The organism is Lysobacter claricitrinus (assembly GCF_045866565.1).
GTDB lineage: Bacteria > Pseudomonadota > Gammaproteobacteria > Xanthomonadales > Xanthomonadaceae > Cognatilysobacter > Cognatilysobacter claricitrinus.
Map to the genome: position 1 here is coordinate 238800 of NZ_BAAFZV010000001.1, position 22827 is coordinate 261626.

The 22827-nt window shown below is 68.5% G+C and carries 27 protein-coding genes, 1 other RNA gene and 1 riboswitch; of the genes, 11 read left to right on the forward strand and 17 right to left on the reverse strand.

All coding sequences use genetic code 11. The annotated features are described in order from the left end of the window. Positions 1-105 precede the first annotated feature (105 nt). The 5 genes from ftsL to rsmI form a co-directional block, all read right to left on the reverse strand. Complete coding sequence (ftsL, locus tag ACKTTN_RS00990; protein WP_407908688.1) at positions 106-369, reverse strand: cell division protein FtsL; 264 nt, start codon at positions 367-369, stop codon at positions 106-108. After that, positions 369-1322: a 16S rRNA (cytosine(1402)-N(4))-methyltransferase RsmH gene (gene rsmH, locus ACKTTN_RS00995; protein WP_407908010.1), complete on the reverse strand. Its 954-nt coding sequence runs from the start codon at positions 1320-1322 to the stop codon at positions 369-371. Before rsmH ends, ftsL begins: the two co-directional genes overlap by 1 nt. Next, a complete protein-coding gene (gene mraZ / locus ACKTTN_RS01000) occupies positions 1319-1765 on the reverse strand; it encodes a division/cell wall cluster transcriptional repressor MraZ (protein WP_407908011.1) in 447 nt (148 codons plus the stop codon). The genes rsmH and mraZ overlap by 4 nt, the downstream gene beginning before the upstream one ends. Positions 1766-2118: 353 nt before the next feature. Next, positions 2119-2467, reverse strand: an RNA gene (gene rnpB, locus ACKTTN_RS01005) — RNase P RNA component class A. A 50-nt stretch (positions 2468-2517) separates the two neighbouring features. Beyond that, a complete protein-coding gene (gene rsmI, locus ACKTTN_RS01010) occupies positions 2518-3342 on the reverse strand; it encodes a 16S rRNA (cytidine(1402)-2'-O)-methyltransferase (RefSeq protein WP_407908012.1) in 825 nt (274 codons plus the stop codon). Positions 3343-3402: 60 nt separating this feature from the next. Here rsmI and ACKTTN_RS01015 point away from each other — a divergent pair, with 60 nt between their 5' ends. From ACKTTN_RS01015 to ACKTTN_RS01040, 6 genes are all read left to right on the forward strand, one after another. Beyond that, positions 3403-4794, forward strand: a complete 1392-nt coding sequence (locus tag ACKTTN_RS01015) for a penicillin-binding protein activator (protein ID WP_407908689.1) — start codon at positions 3403-3405, stop codon at positions 4792-4794. A 1-nt stretch (position 4795) separates the two neighbouring features. Continuing rightward, positions 4796-5176, forward strand: a complete 381-nt coding sequence (locus ACKTTN_RS01020; protein WP_407908013.1) for a YraN family protein — start codon at positions 4796-4798, stop codon at positions 5174-5176. Further along, the gene (locus ACKTTN_RS01025; RefSeq protein WP_407908014.1) at positions 5176-5688 is read left to right on the forward strand and encodes a metal-dependent hydrolase; all 513 of its coding nucleotides are present in this window, start codon (positions 5176-5178) and stop codon (positions 5686-5688) included. The genes ACKTTN_RS01020 and ACKTTN_RS01025 overlap by 1 nt, the downstream gene beginning before the upstream one ends. Beyond that, positions 5685-7064 carry an FAD-binding oxidoreductase gene (locus ACKTTN_RS01030; RefSeq protein ID WP_407908015.1) on the forward strand — a complete coding sequence of 460 codons (1380 nt, stop codon included), beginning with the start codon at positions 5685-5687 and terminating at the stop codon, positions 7062-7064. Before ACKTTN_RS01025 ends, ACKTTN_RS01030 begins: the two co-directional genes overlap by 4 nt. Next, entirely contained in the window at positions 7061-7696 is a 636-nt protein-coding gene (locus ACKTTN_RS01035; RefSeq protein WP_407908016.1) for a uracil-DNA glycosylase family protein, read from the forward strand. The genes ACKTTN_RS01030 and ACKTTN_RS01035 overlap by 4 nt, the downstream gene beginning before the upstream one ends. Positions 7697-7832: 136 nt before the next feature. Next, on the forward strand, positions 7833-8552 hold the full coding sequence (locus ACKTTN_RS01040) for a hypothetical protein (protein WP_407908017.1): 720 nt from the start codon (positions 7833-7835) through the stop codon (positions 8550-8552). On the opposite strand, the gene thiL is transcribed toward ACKTTN_RS01040, so the two are convergent. The 10 genes from thiL to glyA form a co-directional block, all read right to left on the reverse strand. Then, positions 8543-9541 carry a thiamine-phosphate kinase gene (thiL, locus tag ACKTTN_RS01045; RefSeq protein ID WP_407908018.1) on the reverse strand — a complete coding sequence of 333 codons (999 nt, stop codon included), beginning with the start codon at positions 9539-9541 and terminating at the stop codon, positions 8543-8545. The two genes, ACKTTN_RS01040 and thiL, sit on opposite strands and share 10 nt — an antisense overlap. A 34-nt stretch (positions 9542-9575) precedes the next feature. Continuing rightward, positions 9576-10043: a transcription antitermination factor NusB gene (gene nusB, locus ACKTTN_RS01050; protein WP_407908019.1), complete on the reverse strand. Its 468-nt coding sequence runs from the start codon at positions 10041-10043 to the stop codon at positions 9576-9578. Further along, positions 10040-10519, reverse strand: a complete 480-nt coding sequence (gene ribH / locus ACKTTN_RS01055) for a 6,7-dimethyl-8-ribityllumazine synthase (protein WP_407908020.1) — start codon at positions 10517-10519, stop codon at positions 10040-10042. Before ribH ends, nusB begins: the two co-directional genes overlap by 4 nt. A 67-nt stretch (positions 10520-10586) precedes the next feature. Then, on the reverse strand, positions 10587-11687 hold the full coding sequence (gene ribB / locus ACKTTN_RS01060) for a 3,4-dihydroxy-2-butanone-4-phosphate synthase (protein ID WP_407908021.1): 1101 nt from the start codon (positions 11685-11687) through the stop codon (positions 10587-10589). Then, the gene (locus ACKTTN_RS01065; RefSeq protein ID WP_407908022.1) at positions 11684-12283 is read right to left on the reverse strand and encodes a riboflavin synthase; all 600 of its coding nucleotides are present in this window, start codon (positions 12281-12283) and stop codon (positions 11684-11686) included. Before ACKTTN_RS01065 ends, ribB begins: the two co-directional genes overlap by 4 nt. A gap of 136 nt (positions 12284-12419) precedes the next feature. Continuing rightward, positions 12420-12564, reverse strand: a riboswitch (FMN riboswitch). Positions 12565-12657: 93 nt separating this feature from the next. After that, positions 12658-13413 (reverse strand): class I SAM-dependent methyltransferase, encoded by a 756-nt coding sequence (locus ACKTTN_RS01070; RefSeq protein ID WP_407908023.1) that lies wholly within the window; start codon positions 13411-13413, stop codon positions 12658-12660. Further along, positions 13410-14507: a bifunctional diaminohydroxyphosphoribosylaminopyrimidine deaminase/5-amino-6-(5-phosphoribosylamino)uracil reductase RibD gene (gene ribD / locus ACKTTN_RS01075; protein ID WP_407908024.1), complete on the reverse strand. Its 1098-nt coding sequence runs from the start codon at positions 14505-14507 to the stop codon at positions 13410-13412. The genes ACKTTN_RS01070 and ribD overlap by 4 nt, the downstream gene beginning before the upstream one ends. A 124-nt stretch (positions 14508-14631) precedes the next feature. After that, positions 14632-15156, reverse strand: a complete 525-nt coding sequence (gene nrdR / locus ACKTTN_RS01080; RefSeq protein WP_407908025.1) for a transcriptional regulator NrdR — start codon at positions 15154-15156, stop codon at positions 14632-14634. After that, positions 15156-15683, reverse strand: a complete 528-nt coding sequence (locus ACKTTN_RS01085) for an energy transducer TonB (RefSeq protein ID WP_407908026.1) — start codon at positions 15681-15683, stop codon at positions 15156-15158. The genes nrdR and ACKTTN_RS01085 overlap by 1 nt, the downstream gene beginning before the upstream one ends. After that, positions 15680-16942, reverse strand: a complete 1263-nt coding sequence (gene glyA / locus ACKTTN_RS01090; protein WP_407908027.1) for a serine hydroxymethyltransferase — start codon at positions 16940-16942, stop codon at positions 15680-15682. The genes ACKTTN_RS01085 and glyA overlap by 4 nt, the downstream gene beginning before the upstream one ends. A gap of 185 nt (positions 16943-17127) precedes the next feature. Between glyA and ettA the strand changes: the two genes are divergently transcribed. From ettA to ACKTTN_RS01115, 5 genes are all read left to right on the forward strand, one after another. Next, positions 17128-18789 carry an energy-dependent translational throttle protein EttA gene (gene ettA / locus ACKTTN_RS01095; RefSeq protein ID WP_407908028.1) on the forward strand — a complete coding sequence of 554 codons (1662 nt, stop codon included), beginning with the start codon at positions 17128-17130 and terminating at the stop codon, positions 18787-18789. A gap of 53 nt (positions 18790-18842) precedes the next feature. Continuing rightward, on the forward strand, positions 18843-19271 hold the full coding sequence (locus ACKTTN_RS01100) for a hypothetical protein (RefSeq protein ID WP_407908029.1): 429 nt from the start codon (positions 18843-18845) through the stop codon (positions 19269-19271). Between the two features lie 22 nt (positions 19272-19293). Beyond that, positions 19294-20106: an orotidine-5'-phosphate decarboxylase gene (gene pyrF, locus ACKTTN_RS01105; protein WP_407908030.1), complete on the forward strand. Its 813-nt coding sequence runs from the start codon at positions 19294-19296 to the stop codon at positions 20104-20106. Continuing rightward, positions 20024-20554 carry a GNAT family N-acetyltransferase gene (locus tag ACKTTN_RS01110; RefSeq protein WP_407908031.1) on the forward strand — a complete coding sequence of 177 codons (531 nt, stop codon included), beginning with the start codon at positions 20024-20026 and terminating at the stop codon, positions 20552-20554. The genes pyrF and ACKTTN_RS01110 overlap by 83 nt, the downstream gene beginning before the upstream one ends. Positions 20555-20630: 76 nt before the next feature. Beyond that, entirely contained in the window at positions 20631-21131 is a 501-nt protein-coding gene (locus ACKTTN_RS01115) for a hypothetical protein (protein ID WP_407908032.1), read from the forward strand. Here ACKTTN_RS01115 and ACKTTN_RS01120 read toward each other — a convergent pair whose 3' ends face one another. Both ACKTTN_RS01120 and ACKTTN_RS01125 read right to left on the reverse strand, forming a co-directional pair. Further along, a complete protein-coding gene (locus ACKTTN_RS01120; RefSeq protein WP_407908033.1) occupies positions 21132-21968 on the reverse strand; it encodes a glycosyltransferase family 2 protein in 837 nt (278 codons plus the stop codon). Continuing rightward, complete coding sequence (locus ACKTTN_RS01125; RefSeq protein ID WP_407908690.1) at positions 21965-22825, reverse strand: glycosyltransferase family 2 protein; 861 nt, start codon at positions 22823-22825, stop codon at positions 21965-21967. The genes ACKTTN_RS01120 and ACKTTN_RS01125 overlap by 4 nt, the downstream gene beginning before the upstream one ends. Positions 22826-22827: the final 2 nt, after the last annotated feature.

The window sequence follows — 22827 nt, forward strand, 5'->3', positions numbered from 1 at the left end:
CGCCGCGCGACGCACCCGCACCTCCGAGCAGGGCGCGCACGCGACGCGCGAATTCGCCGCCCTTCGTGCGCTCGTTGCGATCGCGCCGGGAATCGCCCACGTTTCTCATGGGCGGATCACCACGATGTCATTCCCTTCCGGAAACTTCATGCCGAGGCGATCGCGCGCGACCTGGTCAATGCGATTGGACTCGGCCCACGTCGCCTGCTCCAGCTGCAGGCGACCGAATTCGATATTGAGGTCGTCGCGAGCGCGCTCGAGCTTGGACACCTGCATGAACAGCTGGCGATGGCGCTGCCGCGTCTCGACGATCGCAAGCGCCGTCACGACGTTCGCCACGATCAATGCGGCAAGGAGGACGCGCAGGATCACGCGGCCTCCGGCAATTTTTCTGCGACGCGCAATACCGCGCTTCGCGACCGCGGGTTCATCGCGGTTTCCGCGTCGTCCGCTTTCATCGCGCCCGAGATGTCGCGCAGCGTCGGCGTGAACTCGACTTCGACCGGCATGCGGCGATTGCCGGCCGGCGCCTTGGCATGGCGCGCGATGAACTGCTTGACGATGCGGTCTTCCAGCGAATGGAAACTGATCACGGCGAGGCGACCACCGGGCTTGAGGCGCGCCATCGCGGCATCGAGACCATCTTCGAGATCGCCGAGCTCGCGATTGATGTGGATGCGGATCGCCTGGAACGAACGCGTCGCGGGGTGGATCTTCTGGTCGCCACGCGGGACGACGGATGCGATGAGATCGGCGAGCTGCGCAGTCCGCTCGATCGGCGTTTCGCCACGGCGTGCAACGATCGCGCGTGCGATGCGGCGGCTCTGGCGCTCTTCGCCGAACGTCCACAGCACGTCGGCGATCTCGCGATCGGTCGCGGTGTTCACCCACTCCGCGGCGCTGATGCCCGACTCCGGGTCCATGCGCATGTCGAGCGGGCCGTCCTTGCCGAACGAGAAGCCGCGCTCGGCGACATCGAGCTGTGGCGACGACACGCCGAGGTCGAACAGGATGCCGTCGACACCACGTGCGGTCGCGTCCCACTGCGCCAGCTCGGCGAAGCTGCCGCGATGGATGGACACGCGCGGATCACCGCCGAACTCACGTTCGGCGACGGCGATCGCGTCGGGATCCTTGTCCATCACGAGCAGGCGACCTTCGGGTCCGAGCCGCTCCAGTACGCCGCGGGCATGCCCGCCGCGACCGAACGTGCCATCCAGATACGTTCCATCCCCAACGACACGCAGACCATCCAGGACCTGCGCGTACATCACCGGGAGGTGGCCTGCGAGCGCGGCGCGCTCCACGCCACCGGCCGTCACAGCGTCAGATCGAGCAACCCATCGCTCAGATCGTCGTCAGAGATCGTCTGGCGGATCTGCGCGTGGTGGGCCTGCTCGCTCCACAGTTCGAATTTGTCGCCCATCCCGAGAAGCACGGCGCGCTTTTCGATGCCGACCGCGGCGCGGTGGCTCGCCGGAACGCTGATGCGGCCGTTGGCGTCGGGCTCGACGAAGGTGGCCGCGCCGACCAGCTTCAGCTGGAAGATGCGGCTGGTGCGCTTGGTCTTGGGCAGCGCGTTGACCTGGTCGCGCACGCGCTCCCAGATCGGCTGCGGATAGAGGTAGAGCGAACCGGACTCGAACGGGTTGTACGTGAACACCAGGCGGCCGCCGCACTCACGCGCGATGACGTCCCGGTACGCGGTGGGAACCGCGAGCCGGCCTTTGTCATCGATGGTGATGGCGCTTTCGCCCTGGAACACGGACCCGTCCCCTTCCGGTCGCCCGTCTTCACGCGGGCTTGATGGCTACGGGAAAACCACGAAACACCCGGTTTTCCCACGTGGAGCCACCTTATGCCCCACCCAAAGGGTTGTCAACAATCCTCGACGGTCATTTTTGTAAGTGAAGTCAACGACTTGCGGCGTACTTGAGAGACTTGTTCAAGCTTTATCCACAAGCTGCTGTTTTGTCTCAAATGTTGAGACAACAATCACTTGCGAGTGGATCGTCACCGAGTGTCCACAGGCGCCACAGCCGGCTTCACGCGGGCGACCATTGGTCGGCACGCACCGGCTAGCGCTGCTTGGCTCAAGTGACTGATCGGAAAGGAAAGTGGCGGAGCCGGCCGGTAAGCCGGGTTCTGTCGTGGACAGTCATTCCTCTAGGCGACGCGTCACCGCGTCGCTCAAGCAACCTACCCGGAGACACCGCGGGCCGCGGCATCGTCTCCCTATTTGGTCTTGCTCCCGGTGGGGTTTGCCGTGCCGGTCCGTTGCCGGACTCGCGGTGCGCTCTTACCGCACCGTTTCACCCTTGCCTGTGCCCTTGCGGGCCATCGGCGGTCTCTCTCTGTTGCACTTTCCGTCGGCTCGCGCCGCCCAGGCGTTACCTGGCACCGTGCCCTGTGGAGCCCGGACTTTCCTCGGCATTCTTGCGAATGACGCGACTGTCTGGCCGACTCCGCCGCGCACAGTGTACCGGCGCGGCACACCTGCCCACGCCGCGCGCTCGGTCACCCTTCGCCGCCGTACAGCGCCTTGCGCGGCGCGCCGGTGAGTTCGGCGGCGATCTTGGCGGCCTGCGAGGGCTTGAGATGGGCGCACAGCGTCGCGTAGACGCGGCGGCCTTCGGCGAGCGTGGCGTCGGCGTCCTCGGGTGCGCCTTCGACCACCAGCACGAATTCGCCCTTGCGCTGGTTGGGATCGGCCACGACTGCGGCATGCAGCGCCGCCAGGTCGCCGTCGAGCACCGTCTCGAACAGTTTGGTCAGTTCGCGCGCGAGCACGGCACGCCGGTTACCGAAGACGTCGGCGAAATCAGCCAGCGTTTCCTCGATACGGTGCGACGCCTCGTAGAAAATCAACGTGCGCGGCTCAGCGGTCAGCGACGTGAGGCGTTCGCGTCGCGCACCGGATTTCGCCGGTAAAAAGCCTTCGAACGCGAACCGGTCGGACGCGATGCCAGCCACGCTCAGCGCCGCGATCGCCGCGCACGCACCCGGCACGGGCGACACGCGGAAGCCGGCCTCGCGCACCGCACGGACCAGCCGGAAGCCGGGATCGCTGACCAGCGGGGTGCCGGCATCGCTGACCAGCGCGAGGGACTGCCCCTCGCGCAGACGCCCGACGAGCTGCGCGACCTGCGCCTCCTCGTTGTGCTGGTGAAGCGCGACCATCGCCTTGTCGATGCCGAAATGGGCCAGCAACTGGCGCGTATGGCGCGTGTCCTCGGCGCAGATCGCATCGACCGAGCGGAGCACGTCCTGGGCGCGGGCGCCGAAGTCGCCGAGGTTGCCGATCGGGGTGGCGACGACGTGGAGCGTGCCGGGAGTCTGCATCGTGGTCCTGCACGGGGGCGCGGGTAGAATCGTACCCGGTCCCCGACGACGTCCGTGCGCATGCCCAACGCCGCTCCCCGCGCTTCGCTCCGCTCGATCACCCGTATCGCCACGCTGACGCTGGCGACCGTGCTCGTCTTCGGCTGCGCGCAGTCGCCCACGCGACCGGCCCAACCGGTCGAGACCTCCAACGCCGCGACGCGCGACGTGATCCGGCAGGCGAGCGAACTCGCCGCGGCTGCCGGCGCGCAGACGGGCACGCAGCGACACGACACCGACGCGCAGATCGACCGCGTGCTCGGCCAGCTTGACGACGCCACGCTGCAGCACGAAGCCGCGCGCCTGGCCGCAGAAGATCCGCTGTACGGCTATGTCGGGCGCGCATTGCTGCGTCGCGGCCTGCCGCTGCCGCATGCATTCGCGCGGGGCTGGAATTTCGACAATCGCCCGCCGGCCGAGAGCGACGGCTATCGCCCGCCGGTCAAGCTCGCTGTGCTGCTGCCGCTGTCGGGGCCGCTGTCGGTCGCCGCGCGTCCGGTGCGTGACGGTTTCCTCGCGGGCTACTACGGCGAAACGCGGCGTCGCCCCGACGTGCGCTTCTACGACACGGTCGGCACGTCGGCCGGCGCGATGTCCGCCTACGACCGCGCGACCGCGGATGGAAACGATTTCGTCGTCGGCCCGCTCGGCCGCGATGAAGTGGCGGCGCTGTTCGGTCGCGCCGAACTCGGCGTGCCCATGCTCGCGCTCAATCGCGGCACGCAGTCGACGCCGAAGGGCCAGTCGAGCTTCTCGCTGACCCCGGAAGACGAAGGCCTCGCCGCCGCCGACTTCCTGCTGCGTCGCAATGCACACAACGTGCTGGTGATCGCATCGAACGACGACAGCCAGCGCCGCGCGGTGGCCGCGCTACGCGAGCGGCTGACGGCACGCGGCGGCAACGTCGTCGCGGTGGCCAATGACGACACTGCAGACTTCGCGCCGGTCGTCGCCGGCAAGCAGGTCGACGCCGTCTTCCTCGCGACCAAGGGCGGCGTCGCGCGCGCCGTCGTGCCGCGCCTGTCGATCGCGAACCTCGGCGACAAGCCGCGCGTGGCGACGTCGCAAATTCTCTCCGGCACCGGCAAGGCGGAGGACGATCGCGTGTTGGACGGCATCGCGTTCCCGAGCGAATCGTGGGTCACGCACGGCGTGCACGGCCTCGCGACCGCCGAAGCCACCGGCGAGCGCCTGCCCAGCGCGAAAGGCCCGGCCGGCAGGCTGTTCGCCTTCGGTTTCGACGCCTGGTTGCTGACCGCCTATCTCGACTCGCTCGGCCACCGGGCCGATGCCGCGGTCGAAGGCGCTACCGGCGTGCTGCGCCTCGACGGCTTCGGCAACGTGCAGCGCACGCCGGCGTGGTCCACGTTCGCCAACGGCGATCCCGCGCCGCTGGCCGACGCCGCGCGCTGACGTGCCCGCGGCCGCGTCCACGCGCTCGCGCGGTGCGCGCGTGGAAGCAGCGGCGCGCGAGCATCTGATCCGCGCGGGCCTGGCGCCCGTCGCGACGAACGCGAACTACCGCTTCGGCGAACTCGACCTCGTGATGCGCGACGGCGTCGTGCTGGTGTTCGTCGAGGTCCGCTATCGCGCCGACGATCGTTTCGGCGGCGGCGCGCAATCGATCACGCATGCCAAGCGCCGCAAGCTGGTGCAGGCCGCGAGCGCGTTCCTCGCATCGCATCCGCGCTGGACCGACGCGCCGTGCCGGTTTGACGTCATCGACGCCAGCGGCGATGTCGAGCGGCCCACGCTCGCGTGGCTGCGCGACGCGTTCCGCGCGGACGACGCCTGATGCCGAGCTTCGTCGGCCATTTCGCCATTCCGCTCGCCGCGCGAATCGCCCGAACGATTCCGCCACGTTTGCTCGCCGCGGGATTCGTCGCGGCCATGCTGCCCGATGCCGACACGGTCGGCGCACTGTTCGGCGTTGAACGCGGAACGCTGTTCGCGCACCGCGGCATCACGCATTCGATCATCTTCGCGGTCATCGTCGCACTTGCGACTACCGTGCTGGCGCGTTGGCTGCGCTCGACGCCGCGCGCCACGTTCGCGTTCGTGCTCGCCTGCGCGTTGTCGCATCCGCTACTCGACGTATTCACCAATGGCGGGCCCGGCGTGATGCTTGGCTGGCCGTTGTCGACAGCCCGCGTTTTTGCGCCGTGGCGACCGATCGAGGTGTCACCGATCGGTGCTGCGTTCTTCAGCGCACGCGGGCTCGACGTCGTGTTGTCGGAACTCACCTGGGTGGTCGCGCCCGCTTTCCTGCTCGCGGTTGCCGCCCGCGCCGCGCGGCGGGCGTCATGAGCGGTTTGCCGGCTGCGCTCGATGCGCACCTCGCCTCGCTGCTCGGCGATGCCTGGCGCACCGACCCCGCCGAGCGCCTGACCTACGGCTACGACAACTCGCGACGCGAGGCGATGCCGGACGCAGTCGCGCTGCCCCGCGATCGCGACCAGGTCGTCGAGCTGGTGCGTGCATGCCGCGCGCACCGGGTGCCGGTCGTCGCGCGCGGCCGCGGTACGAATACGACGGGCGCGGCGGTACCCGTCCAGGGTGGCGTCGTGGTCTCGTTCGAGCGCATGGATCGCATCCTCGACATCCGTCCAGGCGATCGTTGCGCGATCGTCGAGCCCGGCGTGCTCAACGGCGACCTGCAGGCGGCGCTCGCACCGCATCGCCTGTTCTGGCCACCGGATCCCACCAGCGCCGCCTTCAGCACGGTCGGCGGCAACCTCGCCTGCAATGCCGGCGGCCCGCGCGCGGTGAAGTACGGCGCGAGCCGCGACAACGTGCTCGCACTCACCGCTGTCACCGGCACTGGCGAGCTCGTGGTTTGCGGCAGCGCCACCACCAAGGGCGCGACCGGCTACGACCTGCAACGACTGCTCGTCGGCAGCGAGGGGACGCTCGCGTTGATCGTCGAAGCGACGTTGCGACTGGTGCCCAAGCCCGCCGCGCGACGGGCGTTGCGCGCGATCTATCGCGATGTCGCGAGTGCAGCGGCCGCGGTCGCACGACTCATGGCGCAGCCGGTTACGCCGTCCATGCTTGAGTTCATGGACGCGCACGCCGTGCGACTGGCGCGCGACGTCGGTGGCGCGGACCTGCCGATGGATGCGGGCGCATTGCTGATGATCGAAGCCGACGGCGACGGTGCGCAGCTCGACGCCGCGATCGACGCGTTGTCGCGTGCAGCCTCGGGTGACGGCCTGCTCGCGCTCGATGCCGCGGCCGACGAAGCATCGCGTGAACGCCTGTGGGCCGCGCGCAAGGCGCTCTCGCCGTCGCTGCGCACGCTGGCCGCAGGCAAGATCAACGAAGACGTCGTGGTGCCGGTATCGCGAATTCCCGCGCTCGTCGACGGTGTGCAGCTGATCGCGCGCGACGCCGATCTTCCGATCGTCTGCTTCGGCCACGCCGGCAACGGCAACCTGCACGTCAACATCCTGTACGCGCCGGATGACGGGTCGCAGTGCGCGCGCGCCGACGCCGCGCTGTCGAAGGTCTTCGCACTCACGATATCGCTCGGCGGAACGCTGTCGGGCGAACACGGCATCGGCCTGGCGAAGCGCGAGTTCATGCCACAGGCCGTGTCGCCCGCGACGCTCGCCCTTATGCGCGCGGTGAAAACCGCGTTCGATCCGGACGGCATCTTCAATCCGGGCAAGTTGCTGCCGTGAAGCCGGCGCGTTCCGACGTCGCGCGGGCGCCGCTCGACGCACTGCTCGACTCCATCCGCGCATGCCGGCTGTGCGAAGCGCACCTTCCGTTGGGTCCTCGGCCCGTTCTGCGCGCATCGCCGACGTCGCGCCTGCTCATCGTCGGGCAGGCGCCGGGCACGCGCGTGCATGCCAGCGGCGTACCGTGGGATGACGCCAGCGGCCGGCGACTGCGCGACTGGCTGCAACTCGATACCGAAACGTTCTACGACGAAACACGCGTGGCGATCGTGCCGATGGGGTTCTGTTATCCCGGACGCGCAGGCAGCGGCGACGCACCGCCGCGTCCGGAATGCCGCACGACCTGGCACCCGCAGCTTCTTCCGCTGTTACCGGACATCGGCCTGACGCTGGTCATCGGCCAGTACGCGCAGGCCTACTTCCTCGGCGACCGCCGCAAGGCAACGCTCACGGAAACGGTGCGCGCATGGAGCGACTACGCACCGGACGCCATCCCGCTGCCGCATCCGAGCCCGCGCAACGTCGCTTGGTTCAAGGCGAACCCGTGGTTCGAGGCCGAGGTGCTGCCAACGCTGCGGGAGCGTGTTTGTTCGTCGCTACGGCGCGATCCGCCGCGTACAAATTGCAGCTAAGGTAGCGTCAACGAATCAAGGCTTCGTCATGCGTCGCGTCGCTCGCCTGGTAGCCATACTGCTGTTCATCGCTCCTCCGGTGCGCTCAGCCGAACGGACGCCGACGCCGACGCCGACGCCGACGCCGATGCGGGTGATGTTCGTTGGAAACAGCCTGACCTACGTCAACAATCTGCCGGGCGTTGTCGCTGCGTTCGCGCGTGCACAGCCAAACGGCGCCGTGATCGAAACGATCACGTACGTCGCACCGGGCGGCACCCTGCACGAACGCTGGACCGATGGCGTCGCCGCGGCCGCATTGCGCGATCACCGCGTCGATGTAGTCGTTCTGCAGGAGCGAGGTGGCGTTCTGGGCTGCGTCCAGTCGGATGTCGACCGGGTGTCCGTCGACTGCCGCGACGCTCTAACAGCGCATCGCGCGTTCGCAAAGCTCGCGCGTGAGGTCGGTACGCGCGTTCTGCTGCTGGAGACGTGGTCGACGAATGAAGAGGGCCAAGCGGCGCAGCACGCGGGTGCCTTGCGCGTTGCTGGACGCACCGGTGCGACCGTCGTGCACGCTGGTGACGCGCTGCAGGCAGAGGCGCGAGCTACGTCGCGCGCTGCGACGTTCCCGGATGGCGTGCATCCCTCGCTCGGCGGAACGCTGCTGATGGCCGCGCAGATCTACCGCGCGATCACAGGCGTTGCGCCCACGCCGCGTAGCTTGCGAATCGACGTGGCCTTACTTCCGATTACGACCGCGATCGATCCAAAGGTTCCGATGGAAACACAGCAGCCGACCAAAGCGCCGCCGGTCTATGTGCTGGAACACGATGCACTCGCGCCCATACTGGAACGCGCCGCGCGTTATCGCTGAGCGGGAGCCGCGAAGTGGTCGAAGCCCGAGCGATCGTGGCTCCATTCGTGACCGTTCGCATCGAGCGCGTCGACGCGACGTCCCTGAGCTACGATGCCGATCCGCGTAACTGCGACCGCTGACTTCGTCGCGACATCGGCAATGCGCCGTGCGTTGTCCGGAGCCGCGGTAAAACACAACTCGTAATCGTCGCCGCCGGTCGCCTGCAGACGTCGCAGCGACTCGCCATTGAACATCTCGCGCAGCGCATCGGATGCGGGCAGCGCGTCGACATCAATACGCACGGCCACCCCGCTGGCCCGGGCAACGTGGCCGAGGTCGGCAAGCAGCCCGTCCGACACGTCGATGCACGAGGACGCGATGCCCGACAGTGCGCGCCCGAGCTCGACACGAGGCGCCGGTCGGTCGAGACGATGCGCGAGCGCGTTCGCGTGCTTCTTGTCGATGTGCAGCGGAGGCGCGATCGGGCCGATGCCGCGTAGGGCGAGCGAGCCGGCTGCATCGCCAAGCGTACCGCTGATCCAGACGTCGTCGCCGACGCGCGCGCCGTCTCGACGCAATGCGCCGCCAGGCTCGACGAAACCATGCGCGGTGACGCAGATCGACAACGGCCCACGCGTGGTATCGCCACCGACAAGCGCGACGCGATGCATGGACGCAAGTTCAGCGAATCCGTCGAGGAACGCGTCGAGCCACGCGTCATCCGCCTCGGGCAACGACAACGACAGCGTGCACCACGCCGGTTCGGCGCCCATTGCCGCGAGGTCGGAAAGATTCACTGCGAGCGCTTTCCAGCCGATGTCGGCGGGCGCGGTGTCGAGCGGGAAATGCACGCCGGCATTCAGCGTGTCCATCGCGACGACCAACTGTCGGCCGGCGGGCACGTGGAGCAACGCGGCGTCGTCGCCGATGCCGAGTGCCACGTCATCACGCGCAAACACGCGACGACGGATGCGATCGATCAGGTCGAATTCGCCGGGCGCGTTCATGTCGATGTGCGCGTCGCGGCGATCTTGCGCGGGGTCAGCGCGGTCGACGCGCGGCCTGCACTTCCGGCGCGCGCCATTCGGCGGCGGCGTGGTCGAGCACGCCATTGATGTAGGTGTGGCCGTGCTCGGCGCCGAAGCGCTTCGCGGTTTCGATCGCCTCGTTGATGACGACGCGGTACGGCACGTCCGGACGCATGCGCAGCTCGTAGGCGGCGATACGCAGCACCGCGCGCTCCACCGGGTCGACCTGGTCGACATCGCGATCGAGGAACGGCTGCAGCGCTTCGTCCAGCGTCACGTGGTTCGCATCGACGCCGCGCACGAGGTCTTCGAAGTATTCGAGGTCGGCAATTTCGCGCGCCTGCTCGTGCGCGAACTGGGCGATCACGTCCGGGACCGGCGCGCCCGACAGCTGCCAGGCGTACACGGCCTGCAGGGCGCGGCGACGCGCGCGCGAACGCAGTACGGGATCGATGCCGTCGCGGCGGGGACTCTTGTTCATTCGTTCGCTCCGGGCAGCTGCGTCAGCAGGTGCGCCATTTCGATGGCGACCAGCGCCGCTTCTTCGCCCTTGTTGCCGTGGCTGCCGCCTGCGCGTGCTTCCGCATCTTCGAACCGGTCGACGGCCAGCACGCCGTTCGCGACCGGCACGCGATGTTCCAGCGCGACGCGCATCAGCCCGTCGGAACAGCCGTCGGCGACCTGTTCGTAATGCCGCGTGTCGCCGCGCACCACGCAACCGAGCGCGACGATCGCCGCATGCGAGCGCGCCTGTGCGAGCCGCGCCGCCGCGATCGGAATCTCCCACGCACCCGGCACGCGGATCACGTCCACCGCCGCGTCGTCGACGCCGTGGTCGACGAACGTCTTGCGCGCGCCGGCCACCAGCGTGTCGGTGATGCGCGGGTTCCAGCGGCTGGCGATGATGGCGTAGCGCGCGCCGGCGGGGCTGCGCAGGTCGCCTTCGAGATGCGGCATGGCCGGGGTTCCGGAGAGGGTCGGCAATTCTAACGGGTGGGGCCGGTCCGGCCGGTGAGACGCCGGCTCAGCGCGTCGGGTCGACGTACTCGGCGACCTCCAGCCCGAAGCCGGCGAGCCCGATCTGCTTGCGCGGCGTGCCGATCACCCGCAGCCGGCCGAGGCCGAGGTCGGCGAGGATCTGCGCGCCGGCGCCATTGCGCCGCCATTCGGCCAGCCCGCCGCGATCGGCCTCGCCCGCCGGCTGCTCGCGGATGCGGGCGAGCAGCGCATCGGCGCTGGCCGGCTCGGACAGCAGTACCAGCGCGCCGCGACCCTCCGCCGCGATGCGCGCAAGCACGTCGCCCACCGCCGGCCCGAAATCGGCGCGACGCCAGTGCAGCGCGTCGGCCAACGGGTTGAGCATGTGCACGCGCACCAGCGTCGGCGTCGCGGGGTCGATCTCGCCGCGGACCAGTGCGTAATGCAACGCATGGCTGACGCGATCGCGATAGACCGCGAGGTCGAACGGCCCGTACTCGGTGTCGATCGCACGCGTTTCCACGCGCTCGACGGTGTGTTCGTTCTCGAGCCGATAGCGGATCAGCTCCTCGATCGAACCGATCTTCAGGCCGTGCTCGCGCGCGAACACTTCAAGTTCCGGACGACGCGCCATCGAGCCGTCCGGATTGAGGATTTCGACCAGCACGCCGGACGGTTCCATGCCCGCGAGCAACGCGAGGTCGCTCGCTGCTTCCGTGTGGCCGGCGCGGCTCAGCACGCCACCGGGCTGCGCCATCAGCGGGAAGATGTGCCCGGGTTGGCTGAGGTCATGCGGCGCGGCATCCGGGCGCACCGCGGTGCGAACCGTGTGCGCGCGGTCGTAGGCGGAGATGCCGGTGGTGACGCCTTCCGCCGCTTCGATGCTCACGGTGAAGTTGGTGTGGTGCGGCGAGGTGTTGTCGCGCACCATCGGCGGCAGGCCGAGCTGGCGGCAGCGCTCGCGCGTGAGCGACATGCAGACCAGCCCGCGCGCATGCGTGACCATGAAGTTGATGTCCTGCGGCCGCACGAGCTCCGCGGCCATGATCAGGTCGCCTTCGTTCTCGCGATCCTCGTCGTCGACGATGACGACCATGCGGCCCGCGCGGATCTCGTCCAGCAGTTCGGGAATCGTCGCGAAGCTCATGCGCGCTCTCCGGTGAGCAGACGTTCGACGTAACGGGCGACTAGGTCGATCTCGAGGTTCACCGCATCGCCAACATTCGTCGAAGAAAACGCGGTATGCGCCACGGTATGCGGCACCAGCGCCACCTCGAAGCCATCGTCGTCGACTTCGTTGACCGTAAGGCTCACGCCGTCGACACAGATCGAGCCCTTCTTCGCGATGTAGCGCAGCAATGCGCGCGGCGCGGAGAAACGCCAGCGTTGCGCGCGCGCGTCCTCGTGCACGGACACTACCGCGCCGACGCCGTCGACGTGTCCACTGACCAGATGACCGCCGAGGCGATCGCTCGGCCGCATCGCGCGTTCGAGGTTCACGGGAGAGTCGACTGCGAGGCGGCCGAGCGTCGTGAGCGACAGCGTTTCAGTCGACGCGTCGGCCTCGAACGACGACGCATCGAACGCAACGACGGTGAGGCAGACGCCGTTCACCGCGATGCTCTCGCCGAGACGAACCTCGTCGAATGCGAGGGTGCCGGTGCCGATGCGCAGGCGGACGTCGCCACCGCGTGGCTCGACGGCGGCGATCGCGCCGACGCCTTCGATGATGCCGGTGAACATCAGCCGGCCTCCTGCATGGACGCGGCGAAGCTGGTATTGCGATAGCTGGGCATGAAACGTTTCTCGCGGAATGAAGTGGCGAAAAACGACCCAAGGCATGAGGCGCACGCACGCAAGGCCGAAGCCTGCATGCGAACGCCGTCTTCTTTCATCCGGACTGTGACCGTCGGCTCCGGCGTTCGACCGGATCTGCTGACCCTCCGCATCGCGAAGGCGCTCGCGGGCTCGCGCGTGTCGCGCCTACCGCCGGTGGGGAGTTCCGCCCCGCCCTGAAGACGTCATGGAAGCCGGCGAACCGGCCCGCGCAGTTTACCGCGGCGCGGCGCCCGGGCCGTCAAATCGCCAACCGCACGCCACGTGGAACGACGGCGCCCCTACGACTTGCGGCGCACGTGCAGGAACAGCGGCCAGGTGATGCGACGGACCGATGCCGGATCGCCCCATGCTCCGCGCAGGGCGTCCAGGTGCGATGCGACGGCATCCCCTCCGGTTCGCGCCTGGTGTTGTACGACGGCCGAGAAGCTCGAGAGATAGCCGATGAAACGTTCGAACGGCCAGTCGGCGGCGAGCGTCATCGGCGGCGTGTCGATGCGCTCGAATGGCCAGTCGTAGTCGGCGTAGTGGCGCTTGATGGACTCGCGCTCCGGCGGCCAATCGCCCTCGATGTCCGCGCGGAACGCCGTGACCGCCCCGTCCATGCCGTCGGGCACGTCGAAATCGTCGTAACCCCACGCCGCCAGCACGCCGCCGGGACGCAGCACGCGATCGCATTCGGCGAAGAACGCCGGCACGTCGAACCAGTGCATCGCCTGTGCAACCGCCACGAGGTCCACCGAGTGATCGAACAGCCATGTGCGCTCGGCCGGCTCGACCGTCAGCGTGACACGGTGGTTTTTCGCGTCATGCGCCGCGTGCTGTGCGATCTGTTGCGCGCTCGGGTCGGTGGCGTGCACGTGCGCGAACCGCGCCGCGAGGTCGCGCGTGGCTTGCCCGCTGCCGCAGCCCGGTTCCCAGACGTGCGCGGTGGCTGGCACGTGCGTGGCGATCACATCGAACAGTGCCGCCGGATAGTCCGGACGCGCCGCCGCATAGGCCTGCGCCACGCCCGAAAAATGGTCCTTCACGCTCACTGCGCGGGGCGCATCAACAGGCGCAGGTCGTTGCCGGTGTGGCGCGAGTCGACGATGCGCATCGCGAGGCGTTCGCTCATCTGCTGGACGTCGATGCCGTCGAAGAGTGGACGCGCGCCCGCGCCGAGCAGCACGGGCGCGACGTACAGCAGCAGTTCGTCGACGAGCCCGGATGCGACGAACGCACCGGCCAGCGTCGCACCTGCTTCGAGCTGCACCTCGTTGATGCCGCGGTCGCCGAGCAGCTTCATCACCGCGGCCAGGTCGAAGCGCCCGTCACGCACGGGTGCCGCGGCCATCTGCGCACCGCAGTCCTTCGGAACGCGCGCATCCGGCGCGTGGATGTACAGCGTCGGTGCATCGCCTTCGCGCACGTGCCCGCGACGGATGGTCGCCAGGCCCGGATCGAGGACGACGCGCAACGGCGGCACGAATGGCGTGTCGTCGCCGAGTCGCACGGTCAGTTGCGGATCGTCGGCGAGCACGGTGCCTGCACCAGTCATCAATGCGGAGGCGCGCGCCCGCCAACGCTGCACGTCGAGACGCGACGCTTCACCGCTGATCCATTTCGAATCGCCGCTGGCCAGGGCGGTGCGGCCATCGAGACTGGTCGCGAGCTTGACGCGAAGCCACGGGCGGCCGCGCTCGACACGCGACAGGAAACCGCGATTGAGTTCGCGCGCCTGCGCTTCCATCAGGCCGGCCTGCACCGCGATGCCGGCTGCGCGCAGCTTCTCGAAGCCCGCGCCGTCGACCTTGGGAAACGGATCGCGCATCGCGGCGACAACACGCACGACGCCCGCAGCGATCAGGCTGTCCGCGCAGGGCTCGGTGCGCCCGGTGTGCGCACACGGCTCGAGCGTCACGTAGGCGGTCGCGCCGCGCGCCTGCTCGCCAGCCTCGCGCAACGCGAACACTTCGGCATGCGGGCCACCCGCGCGCTCGTGGAAGCCCTCGCCGACAACCTCGCCGTCGCGCACCAGCACGCTGCCGACCATCGGATTCGGTCGTGTCGTGTAGGCGCCGCGTTCGGCGAGCCGCAGCGCGCGCGCCATCATCGCGTGGTCGAGGGCGGAGAACGCGGCGTCGGTCATGCGATGGGCTCGATGTCGGGACGATGCGACGCCTGCGGGCGTATCGCGGTCGCCGGAAGGTTGCGGGAGTCGGTCGAACGCTGCGCGGCAGTCGCGCCGAACCTCGTGCGCGGCGCGCGCGGACTCAACGGCGTCGACCCTTCTCGGGTTTCGGCTCGTCTTCGGCGAGCAGCGGCAACTGGCCTTCCGCCGGTGCGACATCGCGTTCGAGGCGATCGAGTTCCTCGCGGAAATCGGCAACGTCCTCGAACGCGCGGTACACCGACGCGAAGCGTACGTAAGCGACGTGGTCGAGCTTGCGCAACTCACCCATCACGAATTCACCGATGCGACGCGACGGCACTTCGCGTTCGGTGGTCATGCGCAACTGGTGCACGACCGAGCGCACGGCGGCCTCGATCTGTTCCTCGGCAACCTGGCGCTTCTGCAGCGCACGGTCGAAACCGACGCGCAGCTTGCGCGCATCGAATGCCTCGCGTCGGCCGTCGCTCTTAACGATCGCCGGCAGCTTGAGTTCGATCGTCTCCAGCGTGGAACACCGTTCGCCGCAGGCTTCGCAGACGCGACGACGACGGATCGTCGCGCCGTCTTCGGACACGCGCGAATCGATCACGCGGGTGTCCTGGTGCTGGCAGAACGGGCAATGCATCAGGGACGGCGGCGCGTGAGCGGCATCACACCGCCCCGGAAGTACTTCACGACCACGACGTCGGCGCTCGTCTTCGCGACGCCGTCGAAGCGCGCCGGCGCGAAGCGGCTGGCCAGCACCGTGCGCGCTGCCGCGGCGTCGAAGCCGGCGCTGGTGGAGCAGATCGGCTCGGCGCGGAGCGGCTTGCCGGTCTCGTCGACCAGAGTGGCCACGACCACGAGAACGTCCTTCGGTGCAAGGCCGGCGGGCATGACGGGTTTGTTCGCCCAATGCGCAACCGCGGCCGGCTCGCGTTGCGCGGCGACCGGCGTCGCGGGCCATGCGTCACCGAACAGCTGACCCAGCGTCTCGCCCGGGTGACGCGCCAGATCGCCGTCCTTGCATGCGATCGGACGATCGCGCTGGGCCGGATCGGTGTAGTCGCGGTGCGAGGAGATATCCGCGGTCGGATCCGACATGTCCTCGTAGGACTGTGCCGATGCCGCTGCCGGAAGCAGAAGGGCGGCAAGCAACAGGACGCGGATCATGCGTGCGCTCCGTACACCGGGAAATTCGCGCACTGCGACTGCACCGCATCCGCGACACGCGCGATCACCGCTTCGTCCTTCGGGTTGTCGAGCACGTCGGCGATCCAGTTGGCGAGCGCGATGCATTCAGCCTCGCGATAACCGCGGGTGGTCACCGCCGGCGTACCCAGGCGCAGGCCCGAGGTCACGAACGGCGAACGCGGATCGTTCGGCACTGCATTCTTGTTGACGGTGATATGCGCGCGGCCCAGGGCCGCTTCCGCGTCCTTGCCGCTGACGTCCTTGCCGATCATGTCGACCAGCATCAGGTGGTTCTGCGTGCCGCCCGAGACGATGTTGTAGCCGCGCTTGATCAGCGTCTCCGCCATCGCCTGCGCATTCTTCACGACCTGCTGCTGGTAGGCCTTGAAGTCGTCGCCCAGCGCTTCCTTGAACGCGACGGCCTTGGCGGCGATCACGTGCATCAGCGGGCCGCCCTGGATACCGGGAAACACGATGCTCTGCAGCTTCTTCGTCAACTCTTCCGACGGCGCCTTCGCGACGATGATGCCGCCGCGCGGGCCGCGCAGCGTCTTGTGCGTGGTGGACGTCACGACATGCGCGTGCGGCAGCGGCGACGGGTACACGCCCGCGGCGACCAGGCCGGCGATATGCGCCATGTCCACGAAGAACAGCGCGCCGACCGAATCGGCGATCTGGCGCATGCGCGCCCAGTCCACGACCTGCGAGTACGCGCTGAAACCGGCGACCAGCATCTTCGGCTTGTGTTCCTGCGCGAGGCGCTCGACCTCGGCGTAGTCGATGAAGCCGTTCTGGTCGACGCCGTACTGCACGGCGTTGTAGATCTTGCCGGACAGGTTGACCTTCGCACCGTGCGTAAGGTGGCCGCCGTGCGCGAGCGACATGCCGAGGATCGTGTCGCCGGGATTGAGCAGCGCGAAGTACACCGCCTGGTTCGCCTGCGAACCCGAATGCGGCTGCACGTTGGCGTAGTCGGCATCGAACAGCTGCTTGCAGCGGTCGATCGCGAGCTGCTCGGCGACGTCGACGTACTCGCAACCGCCGTAGTAGCGCTTGCCGGGATACCCCTCGGCGTACTTGTTGGTGAGAACGGAACCCTGCGCTTCCAGCACGCGCGGGCTGGCGTAGTTCTCGGACGCGATCAGTTCGACGTGGTCTTCCTGGCGTCGGGCCTCGTCCATGATCGCCTGGGCCAGTTCGGGGTCGAATCCTTCGATACGGGCGTCGCGAGCGAACATCAGGGGCTCCGGAGGGACATGGGCAGACGTGAATTCTAGCCCGGCGACACCCCGGCCCGGGCCCGCGAAGGACCGCCCGGCCTTATAATTTCGGGCTATTCCGAATCCCACGGCTCCTGCCCTGCGCAGGCGGCCGTCGCCTGCCCCACGCCGCGCCCGGCGCGCCGTGCTTCACCGGAGCCCCCATGCAATACATCTACACGATGAACGGCGTCAGCAAGACCGTTCCTCCGAAGCGCCAGATCATCAAGGACATCTCGCTGTCGTTCTTCCCGGGCGCCAAGATCGGCCTGCTCGGCCTGAACGGCGCCGGCAAGTCGACGGTGCTGCGCATCATGGCCGGCGTCGACACCGATTTCGCCGGCGAAGCGCGGCCGCAGCCGGGCATCAAGGTCGGCTACCTCGCGCAGGAGCCGGAGCTCAACCCGGAGCACACCGTGCGTCAGGCCGTGGAGGAAGGCCTGGGCGAGATCATCAACGCGCAGGCCGCGCTGGAAGCGGTCTACGCCGCGTACGCCGAGGAAGGTGCGGATTTCGACGCGCTGGCCAAGGAGCAGGAGCGCCTTGAGGCGATCCTCGCCGCCGGTGATGCGCACACGCTCGAGAACCAGCTGGAAGTCGCCGCGGATGCGCTGCGCCTGCCGCCGTGGGACGCGATCGTCGGCAAGCTGTCGGGCGGCGAGAAGCGCCGCGTCGCGCTGTGCCGCCTGCTGCTGCAGAAGCCGGACATGCTGCTGCTCGACGAACCCACCAACCACCTCGACGCCGAGTCGGTCGAATGGCTGGAGCAGTTCCTCGCGCGCTACACCGGCACCGTGGTGGCGGTGACGCACGATCGCTACTTCCTCGACAACGCCGCCGAGTGGATCCTGGAACTCGACCGTGGCCGCGGCATTCCGTGGAAGGGCAACTACACCGAGTGGCTCGTGCAGAAGGACGAGCGCCTCAAGCAGGAAGAGAACCAGGAGAAGTCGCGCCAGAAGGCGATCCAGAAGGAACTGGAATGGGCGCGGCAGAACGCGAAGGGCGGCCGCTCCAAGGGCAAGGCGCGCCTTGCGCGCATCGAGGAGCTGCAGTCGGTCGACTACCAGAAGCGCAACGAGACCAACGAGATCTTCATTCCGCCGGGCGAGCGCCTCGGCAACAAGGTCATCGAGTTCAAGAACGTCTCGAAGAAGTTCGGCGATCGCCTGCTGATCGATGATCTGTCGTTCTCGGTGCCGCCCGGTGCGATCGTCGGCATCATCGGCCCGAACGGCGCCGGCAAGTCGACGCTGTTCAAGATGATCATCGGCAAGGAAAAGCCGGATTCCGGCACGATCGAAACCGGCCAGACCGTCAAGCTGGCCTACGTCGACCAGAGCCGCGACGCGCTGACCGGCAACCACAACGTGTTCCAGGAAGTCTCGGGCGGCCTCGACATCCTCAACATCAACGGGATCGAGATCCAGTCGCGCGCCTACATCGGGCGCTTCAACTTCAAGGGCCAGGATCAGCAGAAGATGGTCGGCTCGCTGTCGGGCGGTGAACGCGGCCGACTGCACATGGCGAAGACGCTGCTGCAGGGCGGCAACGTGCTGCTGCTCGACGAACCGTCGAACGACCTCGACATCGAAACCCTGCGCGCGCTCGAAGACGCGCTGCTCGAATTCCCGGGCAACACGTTCGTGATCTCGCACGACCGCTGGTTCCTCGACCGCATCGCGACGCACATCCTCGCGTTCGAGGGCGACTCGCACGTGGAGTTCTTCCAGGGCAACTACCGCGAGTACGAGGAAGACAAGAAGCGCCGCATGGGTGCCGAAGGCGCGGCGCCGCATCGCCTGCGCTTCAAGGCGCTGAAGTAAACGCGACACCGACGCCCGCCTTCATGGCGGGCGTCTCGCATGCGGAGTCGGACATGGCACCGGACGTCAATCGAATGCTCGTAGTCGCCGCGGCACTGAGCGCGCTCGCGGCGGTGCTGCATGTCGCGGTGATCGCGGGCGGCCCCGACTGGTACCGCTTCTTCGGCGCGGGCGAACGGATGGCGCGACTCGCCGAAGTGCGCAGCCCGGTGCCGACGATCGTGACGCTCGGCATCGCGTCGGTGCTGGCGGTGTGGGCGGCGTACGCAGCGTCCGGTGCAGGGCTCATCCGGCCGCTGCCGCTGACCGCCGCAGCGCTCGTCGTCATCACCGGCATCTACGCGCTGCGCGGGCTCGCGATCGTGCCCGCCGCTGCGATGCCCGCATTGCGAACTCCGTTCAACCTCTGGAGTTCCGCGATCTGCCTCGCGATCGGCGCCGTGCACGCGATCGGACTCTGGCAGGTGTGGAAGCGACTCTGATTCGGACCATGGGAGATCCTCGATGAGCTTCATGACCGCGCTGCGCGCGCGCTGGCAGCAGGCGAACACGCTGGTGTGCGTCGGCCTCGATCCAGAACCCGCGAAGTTCCCCGCAAAGTTCGCGAACGATCCCGACGCGGTGTTCGCGTTCTGCCGTGACATCGCAGACGCCACTGCCGATTACGCCTGCGCGTTCAAGCCGCAGATCGCGCACTTCGCCGCGATCGGTGCGGAGAACGCGCTGGAACGTTTGATCGCGCACCTCAAGTCCGCGCATCCGGACGTTCCGGTGATCCTCGACAGCAAGCGCGGCGACATTGGCAGCACCGCGCAGCATTACGCGACGGAAGCGTTCGATCGCTACGGCGCGGACGCGGTGACTGTGAATCCGTATCTCGGACGCGACGCGCTGCAGCCGTTCCTGGATCGCGCCGATCGCGGCGTGATCATCCTGTGTCGCACGTCGAACCCCGGCGCGGGCGAGCTGCAGGACATGCTGGTCGGCGGGCGCCCGCTGTACCAGCACGTCGCCGAGAAGGCCGCGCTGGAGTGGAATACGAACGGCAATGTCGCGCTTGTCGTCGGCGCCACCTGGCCGGAACAGTTGGCGGAGGTGCGCGCGCTGGTGAAGGCCGTGCCATTGCTGGTGCCGGGCGTGGGTGCGCAGGGCGGCGATGCCGCAGCGGTGGTCGACAACGCGAAGACGCCGGATGGTACCGGCCTGATGATCAGCTCGTCGCGCGCGGTCCTCTATGCGTCGTCCGGCGAGAATTACGCAGACGCGGCCGCGGCCGCCGCGCGCGAGCTGCGCGACACCATCAACGCGAGCCGCTGACGTGGGCGAGGCGGTCGTCGTCGCACCACTGACGTCCAGCGATCGCGCCGACTGGCAGCGCCTTGCCGAAGGTTACAAGGCGTTCTACGCGACGCCGACCACACCGGCGGACTACAACGCCGCGTGGGCGCGACTGATGGCCTCCGACACCGTGCGCGGATTCGGTGCGCGGCTCGACGGCCGACTCGTCGGTATCGTCCACTTCATCTTCCATGCGAGTACGTGGGCCGATCGCGTCTGCTACCTGCAGGATCTTTTCACCGACGAATCCGCTCGCGGCCGCGGTGTCGCGCGTGCGCTGATCGATGCCGTCGCCGACGCCACCCGCGCGAACGGCGCGTCCCGCCTGTACTGGATGACGCAGGCGCACAACGCCACGGCACGCGCGCTGTACGACCGCGTCGCGATGAATCGTGGGTTCATCCGCTACGAGCACCCGCTGGGCTGATTCAGCTTCGCGGCGTCGGCGTGAGGTCGCGCGGCACGACCGGCTGCTAGCGTTCCGTCGAACGACGGAGACCGCCATGACGAACCGCGTCGCACCCGCGCTGCTACTTCTTGCCATCGCGTCGCCTGCACTGGCGCAGGAGGCTAGCTCCGCGTCGCGCCCCGAGTGGTGGGTGGACGTCAACGTCGCCTCGCATCACTTCGAGAGTGCCGACGACTATCTCGGGCCGGGCACGCACTTCAACCAGAACAATTACGGCGCGGGCGTGGAAGTGCAGTGGCAGCCGCGGCACGCGGCGTCGGTCGGCTATTTCCGCAACTCGGTGTACGAGGACTCGTGGTACGCGCTTTACCACTACACGCCGCTGTCGCTGGGCCGGCACGTGCGACTCGGCGCGATGGTGGGCCTGGTCAGCGGCTATCCCGGGTACAACAACGGCAATGCGGCGCCGGCGGGCGCGCTGGTGGCCAAGGCCGAATACCGCCGTGTCGGCTTGAACCTGATCTACCTGCCACGCATTCCCGGTTCGACGCCGAACACGCTCGGCCTGCAGCTCAAGTTCAAGCTGAGCCCGTGATCAGCTGACGCTGCGCCACCATGCGCGCAGCGACGCCACGACGAAGCGCGCCGCGATCACCATCGCGATGACGATGCGCAACGGCGCGCTGCGATGCGGGGCCTCGAAGCGCGAGAAGTAGCGCCACAGGCCGCGATGCTTGTGCCATTCGACGAAGAACGGCCGCGAGCGACTCGACACGCCGCGCAGGTGCACCACGCGCACGCCATTGGCGACGGCGACGGTTGCGCCGGCATCGCGCACGCGTCGGCACAGGTCGAGATCCTCGGCGTGCAGGCGGTAGCCTTCGTCGAAGCCGTGCACGGCGTCGAACAGCGAACGCGGCACCAGCATCAGCGCGCCGGACACGGCGTCGACGCGCTGCACAGGTTCGCCGGTCGACGGTATCGACAGGTCCGTGCCCTCGCCCGCCAGCATGCGCGCGAAGTCGGGATCGCGACGCCGCGCCGCGGCATCGGGGACGCCGTCTTCATCGACGAGCTCGCAGCCCAGCAACGCGGGCGCGATGCTGCCGGCGACGGTGCGCATGCGCGCGAGCGTGTCACGTTCGACCAGGCAGTCGGGATTGACGAAGGCGATCCACGGCGCATCCGTATCGCGCGCGCCCTGGTTGCAGGCGACGGCGAAGCCCGGGTTGTCGGGATTGGCGACGAACTTCAGGCGCGACTCGCGCGCCGCGAAGCGCTGCACGATTCCGAGCGTCCCGTCGTCCGATGCGTTGTCGACCACGCGGATCGCGGTGACACCGTCGGCCGTGCGCAGGCGTTGCAGGCAGAGTTCGATCGTCTCCGCGCTGCGGTAGGTGACGACCACGACGGCGATGCCATCACCGCTCATGGCACGACACCGAACAGATCGGCTTGCGCATCGCCGCTGGCACGTTGCGCGAGCGCTTCGACGATGTGGTCGCGTTGTCCGCGCAACGGATCGTCCATCAGGAATTCCGCGAGCCGCGTGTTCCAGTGTGGCCATCGCGCGGCGACGCGATCGAGATCGCCGTCCGACGGGCGGCCTTCGTCCACGCGACCGACGTAGGCCTGCATGCACAGCAGGTCGACGCCACCGAACGCCTGCAGGCGCAGGCAGAGATCGATCAGCGCCGCGTACCACGATGCGTAGCTGGTGGCGTCGATGCCGCCGACGGAGCGGGACGCGCCACCGCGGATCAGTACGGCATGTCCCACCGCGGCCGGCAGTGGCGCCGGTTCGAGTGCAGCTTCGACAAGCACGTCGGCCAGCCGCGCTGAATCGTCGGGGAGCGGCGCGACATCGCCCAGGCGCGGCCATGCCGCGGTCTCGCCCGCGTTGCTCCACGGTGTGACCGTCGACGCCTTCGGGTTGTCGTGCAGGCAGCGCGCCATGCGCGTCAGCCAGCCGGGCGCGGGCCGTGCGTCGTCGGCGAGGACCACGACATCGGCGTCGCCGCATGCACGCAGGATCTCGGCGAGATGCGCGGCTTCGCCGAGTGGTCGCGCGCGTCGGCTGTAGTCGGCGCTCATGCGTGTCGTCGCTCGCCATGCATCGATGACGGCCCGCACGCGCGGTCCACCGCATGCATCATCGGCGAGCCACACCCGCGTTCCGGCAGGCGTGGTGGCTTCGAGCGCGGCGAGGCAACCGTCGAGCGCGGCATCGTCGACGCCCACCGGGATCACCACGATGGGCAGGGCGTCGCCGTGCGCCGCCGCGGCCATGT